The organism is Mycobacterium sp. IS-1556, from assembly GCF_001499985.1.
GTDB lineage: Bacteria > Actinomycetota > Actinomycetes > Mycobacteriales > Mycobacteriaceae > Mycobacterium.
Genome location: NZ_LQIM01000041.1, coordinates 65,261 through 86,486, shown reverse-complemented (window position 1 = coordinate 86,486; position 21,226 = coordinate 65,261). Strand labels below are relative to the sequence as shown.

Genomic DNA, 21,226 nt, shown 5'->3' with positions numbered 1-21,226 from the left:
CTGCGTCTCCTTTCAATTCATGACCGCGCAGCGGCGATCAGGTTTGAGGACGAGTAACCGGCGACGGTCGGCAGCAGCACGACTTCACCGCCGTGGCGGCGAACCACGTCGGCCTCGGGCAAGTCCGCTTCGGTGTAGTCGCCGCCTTTGACCCAGAGGTCGGGCCGCAGCTGCGCGAGCGCCGCCTCAGGTGACAGTTCGTCGAAGATCACCACCGCGTCCACGCAGGCCAGGGCGGCCAGCACGCGCGCTCGGTCCTGATCCGCGACCACCGGCCGTCGTGGCCCTTTCAACGCGCGCACCGACGCGTCGGAGTTCAGCAGCACCACCAGCGCGTCGCCGAGCCCGCGGGCCTGCCGGAGCAGCCGGACGTGGCCGGTGTGCAGCAGGTCGAAACAACCACCGGTCGCCACCAGGGTGCCGCCACGGCTGCGCAGACGGTCCCGCACGTCCGCGACGTCCCCGGTGATCGCGGTCGATTCGGTTGTCGCCGAACGGCTCTGACCGACCGGCGCGGCGCTCGACACGCCCACCGCGCCGCCCGCGGCGACGAACCGGCTCGCCGCGTCCACGGCGTCGGCGACGGCCTCGTGGACGTCCTTTCCGGCGGCCAGCGCCATGGTGGCCGCGATCGCGAACCGGTCGCCCGCGCCGCAGGTGTCACCGCGGCCGGCCGGGGCGGCCGAATCGGGCACCGGGTGATGGGCGTTGCCGTTCTCGGTGGCCACCAGCGCCCCCTTCGGGCCGAGCGTGACGCACACCGCCCTGGCGGCCCACTGTTCGCGCAGCGACTCAGCCGAACGTCCGTCGGCCTCGGCGGAATTCGGGGTGACGAGCCAGCAGCCCGGGACGGGCCGGCTGCCCCGCGGATGTGGATCCCAGACCGTCGGCAGCCGCCGCGCGAGGCGGGTCAGCAGTTCTCGGATCTCGCCGTGCGCGGTGACACCGCGGCCATAGTCGGCCACGCACACTGCGCCGGCCTGCTCGAGCACCTCGGCGACCTGCGTGGGCACCGGGGCGCCGGACGCCGTCCCGTCGCCGTGGTCGAGCCGCAGCATCGAATGGTCGCCCACCCGGACCCTGGTCTTGCACACCGTGTTTCCGGCCAACGGCAGCGCGACGAGCCTCACTCCGGCGTCGGCCAGCAGCTCGGTCAGCGCCTGGCCGTCGGCGTCGTCCCCGACGGCCGTCACCAGCACCACCTCGCAACCGGTGCGGGCGGCCAGCACGGCGGCCAGTCCGGCGCCGCCGGGGCGCTGCCACTTTCGTTCGGTGTCGACCACGGGCACCGGCGCCTCGGGGCTGAGCCGGGTGGCGGTGCCCTCGATGTCGACGTCGAGCATCGAGTCGCCCACGATCACCAACGGCCTAGTCATCGGACGCTCCCAGCAGAACGTCATCGAGCGCGATGCACAGCGCGTGCACCAGCAGTAGGTGAATCTCCTGCACCGTCGCGGTGGTCGTCGCCTCGACGCAGACCGCGTCGTCGCACATCGCGGCGAGCGGATTGGGGTGCGGCCCGGTGAACGCCCATGTGGTCAGGCCGGTTTCATGCGCGGCCTTGACGGCCGCGAGCACGTTCGGGCTGGTGCCGCTGGTGGACAGCGAAATCAGGACGTCGCCGGGTCGGCCGTGTGCCCGCACTCCCCTGGCGAACATCTCGTCGATGCCGTAGTCGTTGGCGATCGCGGTCAGCGCTGAGGTCTCGGCGTGCAGTGAGATCGCCGACATCGGTATTCGCTCGTCGCGGAAGCGGCCGACCAATTCGGCGGTGAGGTGCTGAGCTTCGGCTGCGCTTCCGCCGTTGCCGCAGGCCAGCAGTCGGCCGCCGGTGGTGAGCACGTCGGCGAGCCGGCTGCCCCACGCGGCCAGCCTCGGCGCCTCCGCGCCGATGTGGTCGACCGCCTGCGACAGTGCGGAGAAGTGGGTTTCGATCATCGGAATCATTGCTGTCCTCCAATCCGGTTGACCGCGTTGAGCAGTTCGTCGTCGGTGATGCCGTCCAGGCAGGGGTGGCCCGCCACCGGGCAGCTGCGCGCGCGGGTCAGCCGACAGGCGGCATCCTGATCCCCGAGCCGAATGACGGTGCTGCCGTAGGGACTCCACTGCGAGGCGGGTACGACGGGTGCGAACAGCGAGACCACTGGTGTGCCGACGGCCGCCGCCAGGTGCGCCGGTCCGGTGTTGGGCGCGATGACGACCCTCGCAGCGGCGAAGATCGCCGCCAGCGTGGCGAGCGATGTGCGCCCGCCGAGGTCGACGACCGTCTCGCCGGCCACCGCGGCGGTCAGCTCGCGTTCGGCGGGGTCGCCGGTGACCACGACGCGATGGCCCGCGGCAACCAGGGCGTGCACCATGTCTGCGCTGCGTTTGGTCGTGGGCCTGCGGGCGGGCACCGCTGCGCCCGGGTGGAACACCACGAACGGTGTAGCGCAGAGGAGTTCGCGCAGCTCCTCCGGCAGCGGCGGTGCATTGACCCGCAACCTGCCGTCGTCGCCGTCGCGCAGTTCGCAGCCCGCCGCACGGGCCAGCGACAGCGCCCGCTCGGGTTCGGGCACGCCGCCTTCGACGTGGTGGCGCACGTCGAGCAGAGTGCCGGGATAGTCCTCGCTGATCGCGCCGACCCACGGCACCGAGGCCATCCGGGCGATCAACGCCAGCGGCAACGGCGACTGGTGAAACGACGTGAAGATGTATAGGCGCTCGGGAGCCAGGTCGCGTATCTGCTTGACGAGTGCGTCGACGTGTCCGGGGGTGAGCTCGGGCGAGTCGAAGTCGACCCACGGGGCCTGCCACTCGATGATGTCGTCGACGGCGGGCAACAACGCGGCAGCCGCTCGCCCCCGCGGCCCAGCCAAAAAGGTCACCGCATCGTGGCTTTCGGCGATCGCACGGACCGCGGGGCCGGTGATCAGGACGTCACCGGCGCTGTCCAGTCGCGCGACGAGGGCCCGGTTCATCGGCACTCCTTCAGGACGAGCGCGACGGCGTCGTCGAACGTGGCCGCCACCCGGGCGCGCATCCGGGCGTCGCTGATCTCGTGCCGCAGCGTTCGCCGGGTCGGCACCAGCACGGCGTCGGCGCCGGCCGACAGCGCCGCCTGCACGTCGCCGCCGGTGTCGCCGATGAGCACGCAGCGGGAGGGATGGACGCCGAGCGCTGCCGCGGCCGCCTGCACCATTCCCGGAGCGGGTTTGCGGCATCCGCAGCCGTCGTCGGCGTCGTGCACGCACAGCTGCCAGGAGTCGAACGGCCCGAGTTGCGCGTCGACCTCTGCGTTGACGGCGTCGAGTTGCTCCGGGGTGATCAGGCCCTTCGCGACACCCGACTGGTTGCTGACCACGGCGAGCAGCAATCCTTTGCGCCGCAGGCGGTCCAGCCCGTCGCGCGCACCGGCCAGCGGGCGCACGCCGGCCGGATCGTTGAGATACGGGCCGTCTTCGATGATCGTGTCGTCGCGGTCGAGCAGTACCGCCAACGGGGGGTCGCGTCGCGCGCCACGGAACCTCCACTCGCCGGCGAGGCGATGCGCGACCGCCGCGGGCGGGATCAGCGCGCTGGTGATCAGCATGCGGCCGGCCTCCCCCACGGTGTGTGGGCCGGACCAGAACCGGCGCACCGCGAATTCGCCTGTGAGCGCGCCCCACAGCGCCGCGGCATACCGCGCGGAACGCCATCGGCCGGCCAAAGCGCTTGCCGCGGCGACGATGGCGGCCGCAGTGGTCATCGAGTGTGCGGGCAGCCGGCCGCGGCCCTCCCCGATCGCGGAGCGCCACCGCCTTCCGTGCTTGCGGCGCAGCAACGCGTTGTCGCGGTTGCCGACCTGCGTACGCACGCTGCTCATGAGTGTGGCGTCGGCCACCGGGTGGGTACACCGGCGGGCGCCGCGCACGATCGTGTTGCCGGCCTGCACGATGCGCAACGCGATGTCCGAATCCTCGCGGTACGCGCGGGGAAACCGCTCGTCGAAGCCCCCGACCGTCACCAGCACGTCACGGCGAAACGCCATGTCGGCGGTGATCCACCGGGCCTCGGCGAGTCGCTGGGTGCGGCGCTCGTCGTCGGTGGCCTTGCGCCCGCCCGCCCGCGGCACCTCGATCACCGCTTGTGATCCGGCCGCGGCCTCCACGTCGGCCTTCGCCAGGTCCTCGGACACCGCCGCGAGCCAATCCGGTTGCGGGACAACATCGTCGTCGAGGAAGCAGATCCAGTCGGCGTCGACGGCACGCCACCCGGTGTTACGGGCGGCAGCCGGGCCCCGCCCGCCGCTTCGCAGCACCCTGACCGGCAACCGCGAGTCGATCGACAGCGGCGGTTGCGGCCCGGGGCGGTCGTCGACGACGATCACCGCCGCCGGCGCCGGGCCCGCCGATCCGTCGAGTTCTGCGAGCAGCCGGTGCAGCGACGGCCGCCCGACCGTCGGCACCACGACCGCGAACCGCGGGGTCATCCGGGCCGCCTCACGATGAACGGCCCGATCGCCAGCACGTCGATCGGTGCGCTGCCGAAACATTCGAGCGCGTCACGCGGGCTGTCGACCATCGGCCGTCCCGCGGTGTTGAAGCTGGTGTTCACGATCACCGGCACGCCGGTGCGGGCGGCGAACCGGCTGATCGTGTCGTGCAGCAGCGGCTGGCTGCGGTCGACGGTCTGGATGCGCGCGGTGCCGTCGACGTGGGTGACCGCCGGGATCCGGTCCCGCCACGCGGCGGCGACGTCGTGCACGAAGAGCATGTACGGGCTGGGAATCGGTCCGCCGGAGAAGATTTCGTCGGCGTGTTCGGCGAGCACCATCGGGGCGACGGGCCGGAACTGCTCGCGGCCCTTGACGGTGTTGAGCCGCTCCAGGTTGTCGATGCGTCGCGGGTCGGCGAGCAGCGATCGCTGCCCGAGCGCGCGCGGCCCGAACTCCGCACGGCCCTGGAACCAGCCGACGAGCAAGTTGTCGGCCAGCGCGTCGCCGATGGCCGCGGCCAGATCGGCGGGCCGCTCGTGAGGCACGGCCGCTTCGGTGAGAGCCGCGGCGATCTCGTCGTCGGAGAATCCGCGGCCCAGCGCTGCCGAAGGCATCGGCGTGATCGGCTCACCGGCCTCGCCGGCCAGCGCCAGGGCTGCGCCCAGTGCGGTTCCCGAGTCGCCGGCCGCGGGCTGGATCCAGACGTTCGAGAAGCCGCCGTGACGGTGGATTTTCGAGTTGGCCACGCAGTTGAGCGCCACCCCGCCTGCCAGACAGAGGTTTTCGTGATCGGTGCGCGCACGCAGCCAGCCGACTAGGTCGAGCAGCACCTCTTCGACGACTGTTTGGACACTGCACGCCAGATCGGCGTGCTCGGGCTCTGGCCGGTCCAGCGCATGTCCCTTTCCGGCTCCTGACGCACGGGCCGGGGTGATCGAATCCCAACTCACCGGCTCGGTGCGGAACCCGCCGTCGGCGCACGCGTAGACCAGTTCGCGGAATGTGTCGGCGAACCGCGGAGTTCCGTAGGACGCCATCGCCATCACCTTGTACTCGTCGCTGGAGCGCTTGAAGCCGAGGTGTTCGGTCAGGCTTTCGTAGAGCAGGCCGAGCGAGTGCGGAAGCGACTGCGTCGCAAGTACGTCGAGTTTGCTGTCGCGATAGCTTCCGGCCAGCATCGAGGACCGCTCACCGCGTCCGTCGACCACCAGCACCGCGCAGTCGGGGTGCGGCGAGGCCAGCGCGCTCGACGCGGCGTGCGCGACGTGGTGGCGGACGTGACGCACGATCGCCGGGTTCAGGCCGGGCAGGGCGGACTGCAAAAACCGCGGTGCGCGTTCGGCGTAGAGCGTGCGGAGGTACTCCCAGTCGCGGTCCAAGCCGTCGAGCCCCTGGGCGGACTCGTCCATCAGCCGCGGGTCGTAGGAGTAGCCGACCGCGTCGAGGTCGGCCGGCGTCAGGCCGGCCTGTTGCAGGCACCAGCGCGCAGACTCCACGGGCAGTTCCCACGTCGAGAACGGCACCGCCTGCTTGCCGTGCTTGCGCCGGGTGAACCGCTCCTCCTCGGCGGCCGCCATGATCTGTCCGTCGACCACCAGCGCGGCGGCGGGATCGTGGAACACCGCGTTGATTCCGAGAATTCGCATTGCTTCCTCCTAGCGGCCCTGCAGCGCGACGGTGGCGGACAGGTTGCGGAACCAGTCGACGGTTGCGGACAGTCCGTCGGTGTAGCTCACGCGCGGACTCCAGCCGAGCTGCTCGCGGGCCAGCGTGATGTCGGGGCAACGGCGTTGCGGATCGTCCTGGGGTGCCGGGCGATACTCGATCGGCGAGGCGCTGCCGACCAGATCGCGGATGAGCTCCGCGATCCGCAGCACCGTGAGTTCGTCCGGATTGCCTACGTTGACCGGTCCGGCGCAGTCGGATTCGGCCAGGGCGATCAACGCTTCGACGGTGTCGTCGACGTAGCACAGGGACCGGGTCTGCCGGCCCGTGCCGTTGACGGTGAGCGGTTCACCGGCCAATGCCTGACGGCAGAAGGTCGGCACGATCCGGCCGTCGTCGGGCCGCATCCGTGGGCCGTATGTGTTGAAGATGCGCGCCACGGCGATGTCGGCCGACCGCTCGCGCCGGTAGGCGAACGCCAGCGCCTCGGCGAACCGCTTCGCTTCGTCGTAGACGCTGCGCGGTCCGACCGGATTGACGTTGCCCCAATATGTCTCGGTTTGCGGATGTTCCAGCGGGTCGCCGTACACCTCGCTGGTGGACGCCAGCACCAGCCGCGCACCGGAGCGTTCCGCGAACTCCAGCATGTGCGCGGTGCCGAGCGCGCCGGTGCGCAAGGTCTGGATCGGCAACCGCAGATAGTCCAGCGGCGAGGCCGGCGACGCCAGATGGAAGACGGTGTCCACGCCGGAGGGCGGATCGGGCAGCGGCTCGCTGATGTCGTGCGGTACGAACCGGTATCCGGGCCGGTCGAGGAACGTATCGGCGGCGGTGGGGGCGCTGGTGGAAAGGTCATCGACGCAGAGCACCTCGACACCGCTGTCGAGCAGCCGCTCAGACAGGTGGCCCCCGAGGAAGCCGCCTCCTCCGGTCACCAGGGCACGTTTGATGTCATGCATCGTTTGCCTTTCGGATCGGCGGGTAGCCCGCAGGGTCATGCGGACCCCAGCCCCGGCCGATGTCTCGTTCGTGATCGCCAGCCGGAATCGCGCCGCGGAACTCGCCACGGTCGTCGCCCGGCTGCTCGACACCACGGTGTGCCCGATTGTGGTGGTGGACAACGCCTCCACCGATGACACCGCGGAGGTCGTGGGGCGGATGGCGGCGCGATCGGCGGGCCGCCTGCGGCTCGTCGAGTTGGCCGACAACCTCGGGGCTGTCGGCCGCAACGTCGGTGTCGCGGCGTGCCGCACGCCGTACGTCGCGTTCTGCGACGACGATTCGTGGTGGGCGCCCGACGCGCCCGCGATCGGCGTCGAGGCGTTCGAACGGCATCCGTCGGTGGGGCTGCTGGCGGCCCGCACGATCGTGCTGCCGCAGCACCGGGAGGACCCGTTCTCCACCCTGCTGGCCGACAGCGCGCTGGGCCGCCGGCCGGATCTGCCCGGACCGTCGATTCTCGGTTTCATGAGTTGCGCGGCCATGGTGCGCAAGCGGGCGTTCGAGCAGGCCGGCGGCTTCAGTGACATCCTGCACTTCCGCGGCGAGGAACAGTTGCTCGCGCTCGACCTCGCGGCGGCGGGCTGGGACCTGTGCTACTACCCCCGGCTGGTCGCGGTTCACCAACCGTCGCCGGTTCGCGCCACCACCGCGGCCCAGGCCGCGCGGGTGCTGCGCAACGATGTGCTGACCACGTGGCTGCGCCGCCCGATCCGGCAGTGCCTCAACGCGACCGGCCGACTCGGGGTGGCCGCGCTGCGCGACCGTGAGCATGCCCGCGGCGCTGTCGAAGCCGTCGCCCGGCTGCCTGCGGTCATCGCCCGGCGGCGTCGGCTTCCTCGCGCGGTCGAGCAGGCGGTGGCCTTGCTGGAGTCGGGTTGAGCCGGTCATCCGGACGACAGACTTGTCGCCGGTTCGGTGTGCGGGACCCGCATCGGCACCAGACGGTCGTAGATCCGCTGGCTGTCGGCGGCGATCCGGTCCCATGAGTAGCGCGCGCGAGCGCGGTCACGTCCGGCGGCGCCCATGCTCTGCCGCAGGAAGTCGTCGCGCAGCAGATGGTTGACGGCCTTGGCGACCTCGTCGGGCCGCTTGGGTTTGACCAGCCGCCCGGTCACGTCGTGCACGACGGTGTCGAGCATTCCGCCGACCGCCGATGCCACCACTGGCACACCGCACGCCATTGCCTCCAGTGGCACGATGCCGAACGGCTCGTACCACGGAGTGCAGGCGACCACGTCGGCCGAGCGCAGAATCGCCGGCATGTCGTCGCGCGCCACCGAGCCGTACAGCCGCACCCGCTCCGCGACGCCCAATTCCGTTGCCAGGCTCATCAACCGGCGCGCTTCGGGATCGGAGTCGAGCCCCGACTCGTCCGGCCCGCCGACGATCACCAGTTCGGTGCCGGGCATGTGCGGAAGCGCGCGCACGACCACGTCGAAACCCTTGCGAGGGACGAACCGGCCGACGCTGACGATGCGGTGCATGCCGCTGCGCGGCGCCACCGGACCGTCGGGGCTGAAACGGTCGAGGTTCACGCCGCAGGGCACCACCGAAATCCGGTCGCGTGACCGCCCCAGCCGCATCAACTCGAACACCTCGTCGGTGCAAGTGGCCGCGACCCAGGTGGCGGTGCGGGCGACCATTGCCTCCAGGCGCAGCCGATCCGGCGGGCTGGTGTCCTGCACTCCCTGGTGGCGACGTTTCACCACTCCCAGTGCATGAAACGTCTGCACCGCAGGCAGATCGAGGTGCCGCGCCGCGAGTTGCGTTGCGATGCCGGACATCCAGAAATGGGCGTGCGCCACGTCGGGCCGGTCGGCGGCCCATTCGGCATCGAGGAACTGGGCGAACGGCCCCATGTGCGGCAGCAACTCGTCCTTGGGTAACGGCGCAGCCGGCCCTGCCGGGACGTGCACCACCGTGTAGCCCTGCGGCGTTTCGACGCGGTCGGACAGATCTGGATCGTCCCTGCGGGTGTAGACGGTCACCTGGTGGCCGCGTCTGGTCAGAGCCGCCGACAGTTCGGCGACGTGTACGTTCTGCCCGCCGGCATCGACCCCGCCGAGCGCAGCCAGGGGGCTGGCGTGCTCGGACACCATCGCGATTTTCATCGGCGTCCTCCTTCCATCCGTTGTCATCGGCAGCACTCGTCGATGAGGTCGTCCCATTCCGCGAGAAACCGTTCGAGACCGAAGCGGGCCATCGCGAAATCGCGCGCCGCCTTACCGGCCGCCGAGGCGGCCGCACCGTCTGCGATGAAACCCTCCAACGCGCGGGTGAGCGTGTCGATGTCGGCGCTCACCACCCCGGCCTCGGGTGGCAGCACAAGCGGGGCCATCGTCGACGCCACGGCGACCACCGGCATCCCCATGAACATCGCCTCGATCAACGACAGGCCCAGGGACGTCCATCGGGCGGTGTGCAGGAAGACCCGTCGCCGGGCCACTTCGGGCAGCAACTGCGCGGCCGGCATGTCGCCTCTACCCCGCACCCGGGCGCTGGTGACGCATTCGCTGAGCACGTCGGTGTCGATGCCCCACACGTCGATCGGGACGTGCTCGCCGAACACTTCCAGCAAATCGGCGCCGACCGTGCGCCAGCGGCGGCACGGCTCGTTGATCATCGTGGCCGCGGCCGAAATCTCGCCGCTGTAGAGCAAACCCGGGTCGGCGATTCCGTGGGTGATGACGCGGGTCGGCGCGACGCCGTTGTTCCACATCAGTCGGTTGAAGTCGGTCACGTGCACGATCGGGATGTCGGCGCGGTCGGCAAGCGGGTGGACGCTGTCCACCGCGAACGGTCGCGGCGCGTTGTGCTCGACGTAGACGGCGGGTACTTCGACACCCGGGCGGCGGCCGAGCCAGCGGGTCGCCAGGTCGATTTCCTCCGGCCGCTGCAACACCACCAGGTCGATCGGCTCGTCACACAAGTCGTCCGACGAAACCTCCTGTGCGCGTGGCCAATTCCTACCGCACAGCCCGCGGCCGTTCGCATCCCTGTGGGGGTTCACCGGAAGCACATAGCGGTGGCCGCCCGAGACCAGGGACTCCGTCCACGACCCGTGCACATGCCAGAGCAGCACCGAACGGGGAGCCGGCAGGATCGACATGCGGTTCGCCTACCCGAGCACTTCGCAGGCAAAACGGTTCCCCGCGCGACTCTTCGCATAGCGGATAGCCCCCGATTCGCATACTGGATTCCACACTTCGCAAGACGGATCAGAGGCCGTCGCGGCGCCGTTTCACCAGCGGGTCTGCGGGTACCCCGACCGGCATGCCAGACACCGAAGGCCTCCCCGACGACGTTCCCGCCGCCGACGCGTTGGAGCAGCAGCGCGCCGCCAGCGAACCGAATCCAGATGAGGAGGCGTCCGCCGAACCGGGGCAGGATCCGCCTCTGGAGGCGCCGCCCGCCGACTGGCAGGAGCAGCTGGAAACGGTTGACCTCGATCCGGAGGACGATGTGGTCGAGGACTGACGAAGGATCTACCAGCGGAGGTAGGCGGCGAGATGGCCGATGACACGCGGGAGCGATATCCGCCGTCACTTGTCATGCACGGACGGAACGTTTAGCCCCCCAGACCGTCGGGCATTCACTGGGCGCGCGGGGAAGATCCCCGTGGTTAGACCAATCCACTGCACTGCGGGAAGGTGAGCATGGCCGAGAAGAACAGTGGCCCTGAAGAAGGCATCAAGGGCGTCGTCGAAGACGTCAAGGGCAAAGCCAAGGAAACGGTCGGCACCGTAACCGGTCGTGACGACATGGTCCGTGAAGGCAAGGCACAGCAGGACAAGGCCGATGCCCAGCAGGACGCCGCGAAGAAGGAAGCCGAGGCGGAATCCGCGCGGGCCGGCGCCAAGTCCGCCGAGAAGCGTCAGGAATCCGAACAGTAACGTTGCACGGAGAAAAGCCCAGCCGCATCGGCTGGGCTTTTCTCATGCGGCTGGCTACCTCGCACAGCGGTAACGAGGTCAGCAATGCATCATGTGCGCAGGTTGCCCGGACAGCGTCCGACATCGATGCCGTCGAGGGCACTGAGGGCTGTATTCAGCTAAGTGACAATCAGTTTGGGCTATCTGCCAAGCAAATGTCGAGTCGCGCTCCAGACGTCGGCACCGCATGAGTTGAGGCCCCGGCCAAACGGAGGCTGCCGGGTCAGCTGCTGGGACGTTGTCGTTCGGCGTCGGGATGCTCGCTGTACCAACGCTCCTCGATCTTGCGCACGCGCAGATGCTCGATGAGCAGCCAGCCGCCGCCGATGATGAACAGCGCGGCCGACCCGCTGCCCAGGCCGATGCCTACGCTGTGGTGGCCGGCGCCGTGCGCGGCCAGCGCCGAGACGAACAGCACCAGCGCCACTCCGATGAGCACGAGCCCGGGCATGTTCTTGGTGTCCTTCATCGACTCCCCGGCGTGTGGACGCGTGGTCCTCGCGTGGTCGACGGGGTCCTTCGGGCTTTTCATCGGTACTCCTCTCTCGGCATACCTCCGCCCGGTGGTGGGCTACTGACAACGGTAGAACTACCCGACTGCACTGTGGCAGAAACCGGCGGAGTACGGAACATCACTGGTAGGGCGGATAATGACCGGCCTGTAGGGCTCTCGCGAGGTGGGCGGCGTTGCGGGCCAGCGCGGCGGTCGTCGACGCGACCGGTTCGGGCACCTCGTCGAGTTCCTTGTAATCCGTGCTCTGCATCGCCTCACCCGTCCAGTAGGTGCCGCCCTGAGCCGGGATGCTGTAGCCGATGTCGTTGAGCCCTTGGAAGCAGTCGGCGATCACCTTGTGTGCGCCGTCCTCGTTGCCGACGACACCGACGACGGCGACCTTGCCCACCATGACGGGCCGGCCGGCATCGTCGGTGTTCGACAGTTCGGCGTCGAGGCGCTCGAGCACCCGCTGGGCGACGCTGCTGGGATGGCCCAGCCAGATCGGCGTCGACAACACCAGGATGTCGGCGCGTAGCAGTTTGTCGCGGATCTGCGGCCACTCGTCGCCGTCGCCCATGTCGGCCTCGACGCCCGGCGCGATCGCGTGGTCGACACACCGCACCGACTCGGTCTCCACACCGGCGCGGCGCAGGTTGTCGCAGATGTGCTCGGCCATCAGCGCGCTGCTCGACTCGGCCGGGCTGGGCTTGAGGCTGCACACCAGCGCGACGGCGGTGAGCGGTCGGTCGGCCTTCGTCGGCGCGCTCATCCGCCGAACACCGCGGTTCCCGCGAACGCGGGGGTGCTCGTCGCCAAGACCAGCAGCATCGACGTCAGCAGAAGCCAACCGGCGGCGTGCCAGGCCCACGACATCTCGCCGCGGCGCCCGGCTTGATGGCTGCGGAAGAACGCGCGCAACCCGCCCGCCAGCAGGATGGCAGGAGCCGCAAGCGCCAGCAACGTCCGCTGCGGCGCCCCGCAGGCCACACTGTCGGCCGTCGCACCCTGGCACGTGCTGATCCAGACCGCGACGGCGAAAAGCAACACCGCGCCGGCGACCAGAACGCCGATCGCGAACCGCACCGCGTCGCGCGTCCCGGTTTCGACACGCCTCAACTCAGTAGGACCGTGATACACGACTGAACTCTCCCCGGATTTGCTGCTGGGCCAGCGTCAATACGATGTGGCGCAGCATTCCCGGCTGGATCGGTCGATAAACCTCAGGATCGAACGCGGTTGTGTGCGGTCAGCAGCAACCTGTCGTAAGTGGAGCGCGGCGGCAACTCCTCCTCGTAGGTCAGCCCAAGGAAGTCCTCGGCGATTTGCTCGGCCAGCAGCCGCAGCTTGGTGTTGGTCTCCTGCGACCGCCATCTGAGCAGTTCGAAGGCCGAGTCGGCGGAGATCCGGTAGATCAACATCAGCATGCCCTTGGTCTGCTCGATCGGCCCGCGGGCCTCGGCGATCTCGGTGACCGCCGCGCTGAGGATCTTGTGCTGACGTTCGAGCGTCGATGGGGTGACGTCGACATAGAACCCGTGTGTGCCGACCACCCGGTCACTCTCGTCGAAAAGCTGATCGCCGACCACCACGACGTGGTGCACCTCGCCCTGGGTATCGATGATCCGGTGCCGAGTGGAGAAGGCGCCCGACGTGCGGCGGATCTCGTCCAGGGTCGCGGCCACCTGGCGATAGTCGTCGGGATGCTTGTGGGACAGCACGAGCTCGGTCGTCGGTTGCACCGTGCCGGGCTCGTAGCCGTGCATCCGCTCGACCTGCGGTGACCACTCCCAGCGTTCGTCGGCGAAGTAGAACCGGAACCAACCGACGCGGTGCGGATCGCCGCCGGCAAGAGCTTGCTCGACAGGTGTCTGGCCGCCGGAATCAACCAGCTCGTCGGTCATGATCGAAGGTTAACCCGGCTTTACAGGCGGGGGTGTCGCAGCAGGTCGAACTTTCGTTTTCCGGACAGCCCTTGCTTCGACGCACGTCGCGCCGTCCGCGCGATGTCGGGGCACCGCCCTACCATCCACCGCGTGACACTGAAGGTCTACCTCGCGGCGGCGACGACGGCGGGCCTCGGGGCGTGGCTGCTCGGCGCCACCCCACAGTGGAGCACGGCTCTGGGTCTCGTCGCGCCGCTCGTGCTCGTCGCCGCGCCGCGCTTTCTCGCCGGCACGCTCTCCGGTGCCATGACACCCGGGCGACGCGAAGACGTCACCGCGGCGATGTCGGGCGCCGAGTTCGAGGACTACGTCGCACGGGTGGCCCGGTCCTGCGGTGCGCCGGTGATCATGACGTCAATCACCGGCGACTGGGGCGTCGACATCATCGTCGGCAAGCGGCCGAATCGCATTGCGATTCAGTGCAAGCGCCAATCCCGCCCGGTCGGGGCGAGCGCGGTGCAGGAGGTGGTGGCGGGCGCGCCGATGCAGGACTGCACCATGACGATGGTCGTCACAAACCATGAATTCACCACGGCCGCAGGCAAACTCGCGGAGCTGCACGGGTGTGAGCTGGTCGGCGGCGCCGAGCTCACGCGGTTGCGATCGACAATCCGGCGGCTGCTCGAGTCCTCGGTGCCGCCGAAGGTCGGCTGAGCGCGTCGCGGCGCGACCGGCTCAGAGAATGGGCCTGCCGCCGGTCACCGCGATCCGCGCACCGGTCACGTAACTCGCTTCGTCGGAGGCCAGCATCACGTAGACCGGAGCCAACTCGACCGGTTGACCGGCGCGGCCGAGCGGGGTGTTCTCGCCGAAGTTCTTGACTTTCTCAGGCGGCATGGTCGACGGGATCAACGGTGTCCAGATGGGGCCCGGCGCAACGCTGTTGGCGCGGATACCCTTCTCCCCCAACATCTCCGCGAGGCTGGCCGAGAAGTTCGCGATCGCCGCCTTGGTGGCCGCGTACGGCGCCAGCTTCGGGTTGGGCATGTCGGAGTTCACCGACGAACTGGCGATCACCGACGCTCCGGTCCCCATGTGCGGCAGCGCCGCCTTCACGAGGTAGAAGTACGCGCCGACGTTGAGCCGGAACGTGTAATCCCACTCCTCGTCGCTGATCTCGTCGAGCGTGTCGTGGGTCATCTGGTAGGCGGCATTGTTGACGAGCACATCGATACCGCCGAACTCCTCGACGGCCCGATCCACAACGGCGCGGCAGTGTGCCGGCTCGGAGAGGTCACCCGGCACGAGCACACACTTGCGCCCGGCGTCCTGCACGTACGTCTGCACCTCCTTGGCGTCTTCGTCCTCGTTGAGGTAGGCGATCAGCACGTCGGCACCCTCGCGGGCGTATGCGATCGCGACCGCGCGGCCGATTCCGCTGTCGCCGCCGGTGATGACCGCTCGCTTGCCGGTCAGCCGTCCGGACCCGCGGTAGCTCGTCTCGCCGCAGTCGGGCGCCGGCGTCATCTGGCCCTGCACGCCGGGCGGGGACTGCTGCTGTTCTGGGAAGCTCATCGGGACCTCTCATGGTCGTGGACGTCGGAAGCTGCCTGCGGATTACCCGGAGGCGATCCGATTACTCGGGTCGATGGCGACCGCTTGAGGGGCACCGGTTGTTTGACATGTGTTCACTACGATGGGGTTCATGGCCGAGCCCCGCCGGCGACTCTCGCCCGCCGACCGCCGCAACGAGCTGCTGATGCTCGGCGCCGAGGTGTTCGGGCAGCGACCCTATGACGAGGTCCGCATCGACGAGATCGCCGAACGCGCGGGGGTGTCGCGCGCACTGATGTACCACTACTTTCCCGACAAGCGCGCGTTCTTCGCCGCGGTGGTGCGGGCCGAGGGTGAGCGACTGTTCGAAGCCACCAACACGCCGCCGCGGCCGGGTCAGAGCCTGTTCGACCAGTTGCGCGAGGGCGTGCTGGCCTATCTGCGCTACGACGAGGAGTATCCGCACGGCGCGTGGGCGGCGTACGTGGGCATGGGCCGCTCAGACCCGGTCCTGCGCGGCATCGAGGACATCGACACCGACCGTCAGGCCGACCGGATCCTCACGCGGATCCACGCCGCGGTCGGCCACGAGCTCGACTCCAAAGTGGATCGTGACCTGCGAATCACCGTCTACGGCTGGCTGGCGTTCACCTTCGAGATGTGCAGGCAGCGGCTGATCGACCCGTCGATCGATGCCGGCCAGGTCGCCGACGCGTGTGCACACGGCCTGCTCGACGCGATCGGCCGCGTCCCGGGCATCCCTTCTGCCCTGCGCGAGGCGGTGTCGCCGGACCGCCGCTGAGCGGCGCAGTGCGCCGAGTGCACGGTCCTGGTACGCCAACTCACGATTTGTGTACCTGGAGCGTGCACTCGGCGATGAAAAATGTCGGTGGGTGCGGGCACGATGGCCAGATGAGCTCCACACCTCTCGCCCGGTTCAGCGACCTGACCCGGGAGTGGTTCACCGGCACGTTCGCCGAGCCGACGCCCGCGCAGGCGCAAGCCTGGTCGGCGATCGCCGACGGTGACAACACGCTGGTCATCGCACCGACGGGGTCGGGCAAGACGCTGGCGGCGTTCCTGTGGGCGATCGACCAGTTGGCCGCCGAAGCGCGACCCGCCGGAGCAGGCACCAAGGTGCTCTACGTGTCGCCGCTCAAAGCGCTGGCCGTCGATGTCGAGCGCAACCTGCGCACACCGCTGACCGGCATCGGACGCGTAGCCGAACGGCGCGGCGTCCCGGCGCCGCAGATCAGCGTCGGCGTTCGCTCGGGCGACACCTCACCCGCTCAGCGCCGCGACCTGATCGCCCGGCCGCCCGACATCCTGATCACCACGCCGGAGTCGTTGTTCCTGATGTTGACGTCGGCGGCCCGCGACACCCTGACCGAGGTCCAGACCGTCATCGTCGACGAGGTGCACGCCGTCGCGGCCACCAAACGCGGCGCGCATCTGGCGCTGTCGCTGGAACGGCTCGACCAGCTGCTCGACCAGCCCGCGCAGCGGATCGGGTTGTCGGCGACAGTGCGCCCACCCGAGGAGGTGGCGCGGTTCCTGTCGGGCCAGGCCCGCACGACGATCGTCGCGCCACCGGCGGCCAAGACGTTCGACCTCTCGGTCCAGGTGCCGGTGCCCGACATGGCGAACCTCGAGAACAACACCATCTGGCCCGACGTCGAGGAACGCATCGTCGATCTGATCGAGTCGCACAACTCGTCGATCGTGTTCGCCAACTCGCGGCGGCTCGCGGAACGACTGACGTCGCGCCTCAACGAGATTCACGCCGAGCGCACCGGGGTCGACCTGGAGGCCGGGCCCAACCCCCAAGTCGGGGGCGGGGCGCCCGCCCAGCTGATGGCCAGCGGCGCGTCCTTCGGGGCGCCGACGCTGTTGGCGCGCGCACACCACGGTTCTGTCAGCAAGGAGCAGCGGGCGATCGTCGAGGACGACCTCAAGAGCGGCAGGCTCAAGGCCGTCGTCGCAACTTCGAGCCTGGAACTGGGCATCGACATGGGCGCCGTCGACCTCGTCATCCAGGTCGAGGCGCCGCCATCGGTGGCCAGCGGCCTGCAACGCATCGGCCGCGCCGGTCACCAGGTCGGCGAGATCTCGCAGGGCGTGCTGTTCCCCAAGCACCGCACCGACCTGATCGGCTGTGCGGTGACCGTCAAACGCATGCTGTCCGGCGAAATCGAGACCATGCGGGTTCCGGCCAATCCGCTCGACGTGCTGGCGCAGCACACCGTCGCGGCGTGCGCGCTGGAACCTCTCGACGCCGACCGCTGGTTCGACGCGGTGCGGCGCAGCGCGCCCTTTGCCACCCTGCCGCGCAGCGCGTTCGAGGCGACGCTGGATCTGCTCTCGGGCAAGTACCCGTCGACGGAGTTCGCCGAGCTGCGGCCCCGCCTGGTGTACGACCGGGACACGGGCACGCTGACGGCCCGGCCCGGCGCCCAGCGCCTCGCGGTCACCAGCGGCGGCGCGATCCCCGACCGCGGCCTGTTCACCGTGTACCTGGCCACCGATTCCGAAAAGCCTTCCCGCGTAGGCGAACTCGACGAGGAGATGGTCTACGAGTCGCGGCCCGGCGACGTGATCTCGCTGGGCGCGACGAGCTGGCGGATCACCGAGATCACCCACGACCGCGTGCTGGTCATCCCGGCGCCGGGACAGCCGGCCCGGCTGCCGTTCTGGCGCGGCGACGGAGTCGGCCGACCGGCCGAACTCGGCGCGGCGGTCGGTGCCTACACCGGTGAACTGGCCCGCCTCGGCAAAACTGAGTTCGACGAGCGCTGCCGCGCAATGGGTTTCGACGCCTACGCCTCGGACAACCTGTGGCAGCTGATCGACGACCAACGTCAGGCCACCGGCGTCGTTCCCTCGGACACCACGTTCGTCGTCGAACGATTCCGGGACGAACTCGGCGACTGGCGCGTCATCCTGCATTCGCCGTACGGGCTGCGGGTGCACGGCCCGCTCGCATTGGCGGTGTCGCGACGGCTGCGGGAGCGCTACGGCATCGAGGAGAAGCCCACCGCGTCCGACGACGGCATCATCGTGCGGCTGCCCGACACCGAAGACGCCGCACCCGGTGCGGACCTGTTCGTGTTCGACGCCGACGAAGTCGAGCCGATCGTCACCGCGGAGGTGGGCGGCTCGGCCCTGTTCGCGTCGCGGTTTCGCGAATGCGCGGCCCGCGCATTGCTGCTCCCGCGCCGCCATCCCGGCAAGCGCTCACCGTTGTGGCACCAGCGTCAGCGCGCCGCACAGTTGTTGGACGTCGCGCGCAAGTACCCCGACTTCCCGATCGTGCTGGAGGCCGTGCGGGAGTGCCTGCAGGACGTCTACGACGTGCCCGCCCTGACCGAGCTGATGCACCGGGTCGCGCAGCGCAGGCTGCGCATCGTCGAGGTCGAGACCGCCACGCCGTCCCCGTTCGCCGCGTCGCTGCTGTTCGGTTACGTCGGCGCCTTCATGTACGAAGGCGACAGCCCGCTCGCCGAACGACGGGCCGCCGCGCTGTCGCTGGACAGCGTGCTGCTCGCCGAACTGCTGGGCCGGGTCGAGCTGCGGGAGCTGCTCGACCCGCAGGTCATCACGAGCACGACCCGGCAGCTTCAGCACCTCAGCGACGACCGGCGGGCCCGTGACGCCGAAGGCGTCGCCGATCTGCTGCGGCTGTTGGGCCCGCTGACCGAAGCCGAGATCGTCGAGCGCTGCACGACTTCCGAGGTGGGCGGCTGGCTCGAAGGGCTGCGGGCGGCCAAGCGCGCGCTGCCGGTCTCCTTCGCCGAGCAGACGTGGTGGGTGGCGATCGAGGACATGGGCCTGCTGCGCGACGGGGTGGGGGTCGCCGTGCCCGTGGGGGTGCCGACGGCGTTCACCGAATCGGTCGACGATCCACTCGGCGAGCTGCTCGGGCGCTACGCGCGCACCCGCGGGCCCTTCTCCACCCACGACGCGGCCGCCCGGTTCGGCCTCGGCCTGCGCGTCACCGCCGACGTGCTGGGCCGAATGGCGATCGACGGCAAGCTGATTCGAGGCGAGTTCGCCGGCGCGGACACCGACAGTGAGCAATGGTGTGACGCCGACGTGCTGAAGATACTGAGGCGCCGTTCGCTTGCCGCGCTGCGCGCACAGATCGAACCGGTCAGCACCACCGCCTACGGCCGGTTCCTGCCGGCGTGGCAGCTGGTCGGGTCGGCGCACAACGCGGGCGTGGACGGCCTCGCCGCGGCGATCGAACAGCTTGCGGGCGTGCCGATTCCCGCGTCAGCAGCGGAATCGCTGGTGTTCGGCCAACGGGTCCGCGACTACCAGCCGGCGATGCTCGACGAGCTGCTCGCCTCCGGCGAGGTGACCTGGTCGGGGGCCGGCCAAATCGGCGGCGGCGACGGCTGGATCGCATTCCACCCGGCCGAGACGGCGCCGTTGACGTTGGCCGCCCCGACCGAGATCGAGTTCACCGACACCCATCGGGCGATCCTCGACACGCTCGGTGGCGGCGGCGCGTATTTCTACCGCCAACTCACTGACCACCCGACCGAAGAGCACAAACGGGCGCTGTGGGACCTGGTCTGGGCGGGCTGGATCACCGGCGACACGTTCGCCCCCGTGCGCGCGATGCTGATGGGCAGCCGCGGAGCCACGAGCCGGCGCAGCGCACCCGCGCACCGGCAACGGCAACGGGCGCCGCGGTTGAGCCGATACAGCGTCGCGCACGCCCAGACCCGCAACTCCGACCCGACGGTGGCCGGCCGGTGGTCGGCGCTGCCCGCGGCCGAACCGGAGTCGACCGTGCGCGCGCACTTTCAGGCCGAGCTGCTGCTCGGCCGGCACGGAGTGCTGACGAAGGGCGCGGTCGGCGCGGAGGGGGTGCCCGGCGGCTTCGCGATGCTCTACAAGGTGTTGACGGCGTTCGAGGATGCCGGCCGTTGTCAGCGCGGCTATTTCGTCGAGTCACTGGGCGGAGCGCAGTTCGCGGTGGCCTCCACCGTCGACCGGTTGCGCACCTACCTCGACGAAGTGGACCGCGACCATCGGGATTATCACGCGGTGGTGCTCGCGGCGGCCGATCCGGCCAATCCCTACGGGGCCGCGCTGCCGTGGCCGTCGAAGCGCTCCGATGACGACGTCACGCACCGTCCCGGCCGGAAGGCGGGCGCGCTGGTCGCCCTCGTGGACGGCGAACTCGCGTGGTTTCTGGAGCGCGGCGGACGCTCGCTGCTGAGTTTCACCGGTGACACCGACGCGCATATCGCCGCCGCGGCAGCCCTTGCTGATCTCGTCGGCAGCGGCCGCGTGGGGTCGCTACTCGTCGAGAAGGTCAACGGCGTGCCGGTGCTGGAAACCGGCGCCGGCGGTGAGCGCGCCGGCGTGCAGGATGCTCTGCTCGGCGCGGGCTTCGCCCGCACACCGCGAGGCCTGCGGTTACGGTGATGAGAGCTTGCGCGAAGAACAGAAGGCGCTGACGCATGCCCGAAGGCGACACGGTTTACCGCACGGCCGCCAAGCTGCGCGAGGCGCTGGAGGGCAAGGAACTGACCCGCTGCGACGTTCGCGTGCCGAAGTTCGCGACGGTCGACCTGACGGGCTGCGTCGTCGACGAGGTGTTGAGCCGCGGTAAGCATCTGTTCGTCCGTGTCGGTGACGCGAGCATCCATTCGCACCTCAAGATGGAAGGCGCCTGGCTGGTCGGCGGCCAGATTCGTCGCGTCCCCGAGCACAAGATCCGGATCCTCCTGCACACCAGCGACTCTCGCGCCGCAGGCATCGACCTCGCTGTGTTGGAGATCCTGCGCCGCGACCACGATATGGAGGCCGTCGCTCATCTCGGGCCCGATCTGCTCGGCGACGACTGGGAACCCCGCATCGCGCGGGCGAACCTGATCGAGAATCCCGACCGGCCACTTGCCGAGGCGTTGCTGGACCAACGGGTGATGGCAGGCGTCGGCAACGTCTACGCCAACGAACTGTGCTTCGTCACCGGCTACCTGCCCACCACGGCGGTGGGCCAGGTCAAGGACCCAGTACGGATGGTGCAACGCGCGCGGGACATGCTGTGGTTGAACAGGTCCCGCGTCAACCGCACCACCACCGGCGACACCCGCAGCGGCCGCGACCTGTGGGTCTACGGCCGCCGCGGGCGTCCGTGCCGGCGGTGCGGCACGCCGATCGAGTCGGACAGCAGCGGGGACCGCGTCTCGTACTGGTGCCCGGTCTGCCAGACCTAACCCAC

General features: G+C 69.7%; 20 protein-coding genes. 7 read left to right on the top strand and 13 right to left on the bottom strand.

Features of this window, described 5'->3' with window-relative positions; translation table 11 throughout:
- Nucleotides 1-17: 17 nt before the first annotated feature.
- The 6 genes from AU187_RS23215 to AU187_RS23190 are packed head-to-tail and all read right to left on the bottom strand — an operon-like array spanning nucleotide 18 to nucleotide 7,080.
- Nucleotides 18-1,376 carry a PfkB family carbohydrate kinase gene (locus AU187_RS23215; protein ID WP_059167403.1) on the bottom strand — a complete coding sequence of 453 codons (1,359 nt, stop codon included), beginning with the start codon at nucleotides 1,374-1,376 and terminating at the stop codon, nucleotides 18-20.
- Entirely contained in the window at nucleotides 1,369-1,938 is a 570-nt protein-coding gene (locus AU187_RS23210; RefSeq protein ID WP_059099102.1) for a D-sedoheptulose-7-phosphate isomerase, read from the bottom strand. The genes AU187_RS23215 and AU187_RS23210 overlap by 8 nt, the downstream gene beginning before the upstream one ends.
- A 5-nt stretch (nucleotides 1,939-1,943) precedes the next feature.
- On the bottom strand, nucleotides 1,944-2,960 hold the full coding sequence (locus AU187_RS23205) for a glycosyltransferase family 9 protein (protein WP_059167427.1): 1,017 nt from the start codon (nucleotides 2,958-2,960) through the stop codon (nucleotides 1,944-1,946).
- The gene (locus tag AU187_RS23200) at nucleotides 2,957-4,450 is read right to left on the bottom strand and encodes an HAD-IIIA family hydrolase (protein WP_059167426.1); all 1,494 of its coding nucleotides are present in this window, start codon (nucleotides 4,448-4,450) and stop codon (nucleotides 2,957-2,959) included. Before AU187_RS23200 ends, AU187_RS23205 begins: the two co-directional genes overlap by 4 nt.
- Complete coding sequence (locus tag AU187_RS23195) at nucleotides 4,447-6,102, bottom strand: carbamoyltransferase family protein (RefSeq protein WP_059167402.1); 1,656 nt, start codon at nucleotides 6,100-6,102, stop codon at nucleotides 4,447-4,449. The genes AU187_RS23200 and AU187_RS23195 overlap by 4 nt, the downstream gene beginning before the upstream one ends.
- Nucleotides 6,103-6,111: 9 nt before the next feature.
- Entirely contained in the window at nucleotides 6,112-7,080 is a 969-nt protein-coding gene (locus AU187_RS23190; protein ID WP_082691877.1) for an NAD-dependent epimerase/dehydratase family protein, read from the bottom strand.
- 37 nt (nucleotides 7,081-7,117) lie between these two features.
- Here AU187_RS23190 and AU187_RS23185 point away from each other — a divergent pair, with 37 nt between their 5' ends.
- Entirely contained in the window at nucleotides 7,118-8,002 is an 885-nt protein-coding gene (locus AU187_RS23185) for a glycosyltransferase family 2 protein (RefSeq protein WP_059167400.1), read from the top strand.
- A gap of 5 nt (nucleotides 8,003-8,007) precedes the next feature.
- On the opposite strand, the gene AU187_RS23180 is transcribed toward AU187_RS23185, so the two are convergent.
- Complete coding sequence (locus tag AU187_RS23180; RefSeq protein WP_059167399.1) at nucleotides 8,008-9,234, bottom strand: glycosyltransferase; 1,227 nt, start codon at nucleotides 9,232-9,234, stop codon at nucleotides 8,008-8,010.
- 23 nt (nucleotides 9,235-9,257) lie between these two features.
- Entirely contained in the window at nucleotides 9,258-10,232 is a 975-nt protein-coding gene (locus AU187_RS23175) for a glycosyltransferase (RefSeq protein WP_059167398.1), read from the bottom strand.
- A gap of 164 nt (nucleotides 10,233-10,396) precedes the next feature.
- On the opposite strand from AU187_RS23175, the gene AU187_RS23170 reads away from it, so the two are divergent.
- The gene (locus tag AU187_RS23170; RefSeq protein ID WP_059167397.1) at nucleotides 10,397-10,600 is read left to right on the top strand and encodes a hypothetical protein; all 204 of its coding nucleotides are present in this window, start codon (nucleotides 10,397-10,399) and stop codon (nucleotides 10,598-10,600) included.
- Nucleotides 10,601-10,779: 179 nt separating this feature from the next.
- Complete coding sequence (gene mbp1 / locus AU187_RS23165) at nucleotides 10,780-11,016, top strand: microaggregate-binding protein 1 (protein WP_059099060.1); 237 nt, start codon at nucleotides 10,780-10,782, stop codon at nucleotides 11,014-11,016.
- Between the two features lie 262 nt (nucleotides 11,017-11,278).
- On the opposite strand, the gene usfY is transcribed toward mbp1, so the two are convergent.
- From usfY to AU187_RS23145, 4 genes are all read right to left on the bottom strand, one after another.
- The gene (gene usfY, locus AU187_RS23160; protein WP_059167396.1) at nucleotides 11,279-11,587 is read right to left on the bottom strand and encodes a protein UsfY; all 309 of its coding nucleotides are present in this window, start codon (nucleotides 11,585-11,587) and stop codon (nucleotides 11,279-11,281) included.
- A 100-nt stretch (nucleotides 11,588-11,687) separates the two neighbouring features.
- Nucleotides 11,688-12,320: a flavodoxin family protein gene (locus AU187_RS23155; RefSeq protein ID WP_059167395.1), complete on the bottom strand. Its 633-nt coding sequence runs from the start codon at nucleotides 12,318-12,320 to the stop codon at nucleotides 11,688-11,690.
- Nucleotides 12,317-12,667, bottom strand: a complete 351-nt coding sequence (locus tag AU187_RS23150; RefSeq protein WP_286132131.1) for a hypothetical protein — start codon at nucleotides 12,665-12,667, stop codon at nucleotides 12,317-12,319. The genes AU187_RS23155 and AU187_RS23150 overlap by 4 nt, the downstream gene beginning before the upstream one ends.
- Nucleotides 12,668-12,771: 104 nt before the next feature.
- Nucleotides 12,772-13,452: a PAS and ANTAR domain-containing protein gene (locus AU187_RS23145; protein ID WP_059167393.1), complete on the bottom strand. Its 681-nt coding sequence runs from the start codon at nucleotides 13,450-13,452 to the stop codon at nucleotides 12,772-12,774.
- 102 nt (nucleotides 13,453-13,554) lie between these two features.
- Here AU187_RS23145 and AU187_RS23140 point away from each other — a divergent pair, with 102 nt between their 5' ends.
- On the top strand, nucleotides 13,555-14,148 hold the full coding sequence (locus AU187_RS23140) for a restriction endonuclease (RefSeq protein WP_059167392.1): 594 nt from the start codon (nucleotides 13,555-13,557) through the stop codon (nucleotides 14,146-14,148).
- Between the two features lie 21 nt (nucleotides 14,149-14,169).
- Here the strand turns inward: AU187_RS23140 and AU187_RS23135 are convergent, their stop codons facing one another.
- Nucleotides 14,170-15,009, bottom strand: a complete 840-nt coding sequence (locus tag AU187_RS23135) for an SDR family oxidoreductase (protein WP_059167391.1) — start codon at nucleotides 15,007-15,009, stop codon at nucleotides 14,170-14,172.
- Between the two features lie 130 nt (nucleotides 15,010-15,139).
- Here AU187_RS23135 and AU187_RS23130 point away from each other — a divergent pair, with 130 nt between their 5' ends.
- The 3 genes from AU187_RS23130 (at nucleotide 15,140) to nei2 (ending at nucleotide 21,221) form a co-directional block, all read left to right on the top strand.
- Nucleotides 15,140-15,790 carry a TetR/AcrR family transcriptional regulator gene (locus AU187_RS23130; RefSeq protein ID WP_059167425.1) on the top strand — a complete coding sequence of 217 codons (651 nt, stop codon included), beginning with the start codon at nucleotides 15,140-15,142 and terminating at the stop codon, nucleotides 15,788-15,790.
- Nucleotides 15,791-15,900: 110 nt separating this feature from the next.
- Nucleotides 15,901-20,427 (top strand): ATP-dependent helicase, encoded by a 4,527-nt coding sequence (locus tag AU187_RS23125; RefSeq protein ID WP_059167390.1) that lies wholly within the window; start codon nucleotides 15,901-15,903, stop codon nucleotides 20,425-20,427.
- Nucleotides 20,428-20,462: 35 nt separating this feature from the next.
- Entirely contained in the window at nucleotides 20,463-21,221 is a 759-nt protein-coding gene (gene nei2, locus AU187_RS23120; protein WP_059167389.1) for an endonuclease VIII Nei2, read from the top strand.
- The last annotated feature ends 5 nt before the right edge of the window (nucleotides 21,222-21,226 follow it).

Coding starts and splice junctions, on each gene's coding strand:
- AU187_RS23215 (WP_059167403.1), bottom strand. CDS start 1,376: ATGACTAGGCCGTTGGTGATCGTGGGCGACTCGATGCTCGACGTCGAC.
- AU187_RS23210 (WP_059099102.1), bottom strand. CDS start 1,938: ATGATCGAAACCCACTTCTCCGCACTGTCGCAGGCGGTCGACCACATC.
- AU187_RS23205 (WP_059167427.1), bottom strand. CDS start 2,960: ATGAACCGGGCCCTCGTCGCGCGACTGGACAGCGCCGGTGACGTCCTG.
- AU187_RS23200 (WP_059167426.1), bottom strand. CDS start 4,450: ATGACCCCGCGGTTCGCGGTCGTGGTGCCGACGGTCGGGCGGCCGTCG.
- AU187_RS23195 (WP_059167402.1), bottom strand. CDS start 6,102: ATGCGAATTCTCGGAATCAACGCGGTGTTCCACGATCCCGCCGCCGCG.
- AU187_RS23190 (WP_082691877.1), bottom strand. CDS start 7,080: ATGCATGACATCAAACGTGCCCTGGTGACCGGAGGAGGCGGCTTCCTC.
- AU187_RS23185 (WP_059167400.1), top strand. CDS start 7,118: ATGCGGACCCCAGCCCCGGCCGATGTCTCGTTCGTGATCGCCAGCCGG.
- AU187_RS23180 (WP_059167399.1), bottom strand. CDS start 9,234: ATGAAAATCGCGATGGTGTCCGAGCACGCCAGCCCCCTGGCTGCGCTC.
- AU187_RS23175 (WP_059167398.1), bottom strand. CDS start 10,232: ATGTCGATCCTGCCGGCTCCCCGTTCGGTGCTGCTCTGGCATGTGCAC.
- AU187_RS23170 (WP_059167397.1), top strand. CDS start 10,397: ATGCCAGACACCGAAGGCCTCCCCGACGACGTTCCCGCCGCCGACGCG.
- mbp1 (WP_059099060.1), top strand. CDS start 10,780: ATGGCCGAGAAGAACAGTGGCCCTGAAGAAGGCATCAAGGGCGTCGTC.
- usfY (WP_059167396.1), bottom strand. CDS start 11,587: ATGAAAAGCCCGAAGGACCCCGTCGACCACGCGAGGACCACGCGTCCA.
- AU187_RS23155 (WP_059167395.1), bottom strand. CDS start 12,320: ATGAGCGCGCCGACGAAGGCCGACCGACCGCTCACCGCCGTCGCGCTG.
- AU187_RS23145 (WP_059167393.1), bottom strand. CDS start 13,452: ATGACCGACGAGCTGGTTGATTCCGGCGGCCAGACACCTGTCGAGCAA.
- AU187_RS23140 (WP_059167392.1), top strand. CDS start 13,555: ATGTCGGGGCACCGCCCTACCATCCACCGCGTGACACTGAAGGTCTAC.
- AU187_RS23135 (WP_059167391.1), bottom strand. CDS start 15,009: ATGAGCTTCCCAGAACAGCAGCAGTCCCCGCCCGGCGTGCAGGGCCAG.
- AU187_RS23130 (WP_059167425.1), top strand. CDS start 15,140: ATGGCCGAGCCCCGCCGGCGACTCTCGCCCGCCGACCGCCGCAACGAG.
- AU187_RS23125 (WP_059167390.1), top strand. CDS start 15,901: ATGAGCTCCACACCTCTCGCCCGGTTCAGCGACCTGACCCGGGAGTGG.
- nei2 (WP_059167389.1), top strand. CDS start 20,463: ATGCCCGAAGGCGACACGGTTTACCGCACGGCCGCCAAGCTGCGCGAG.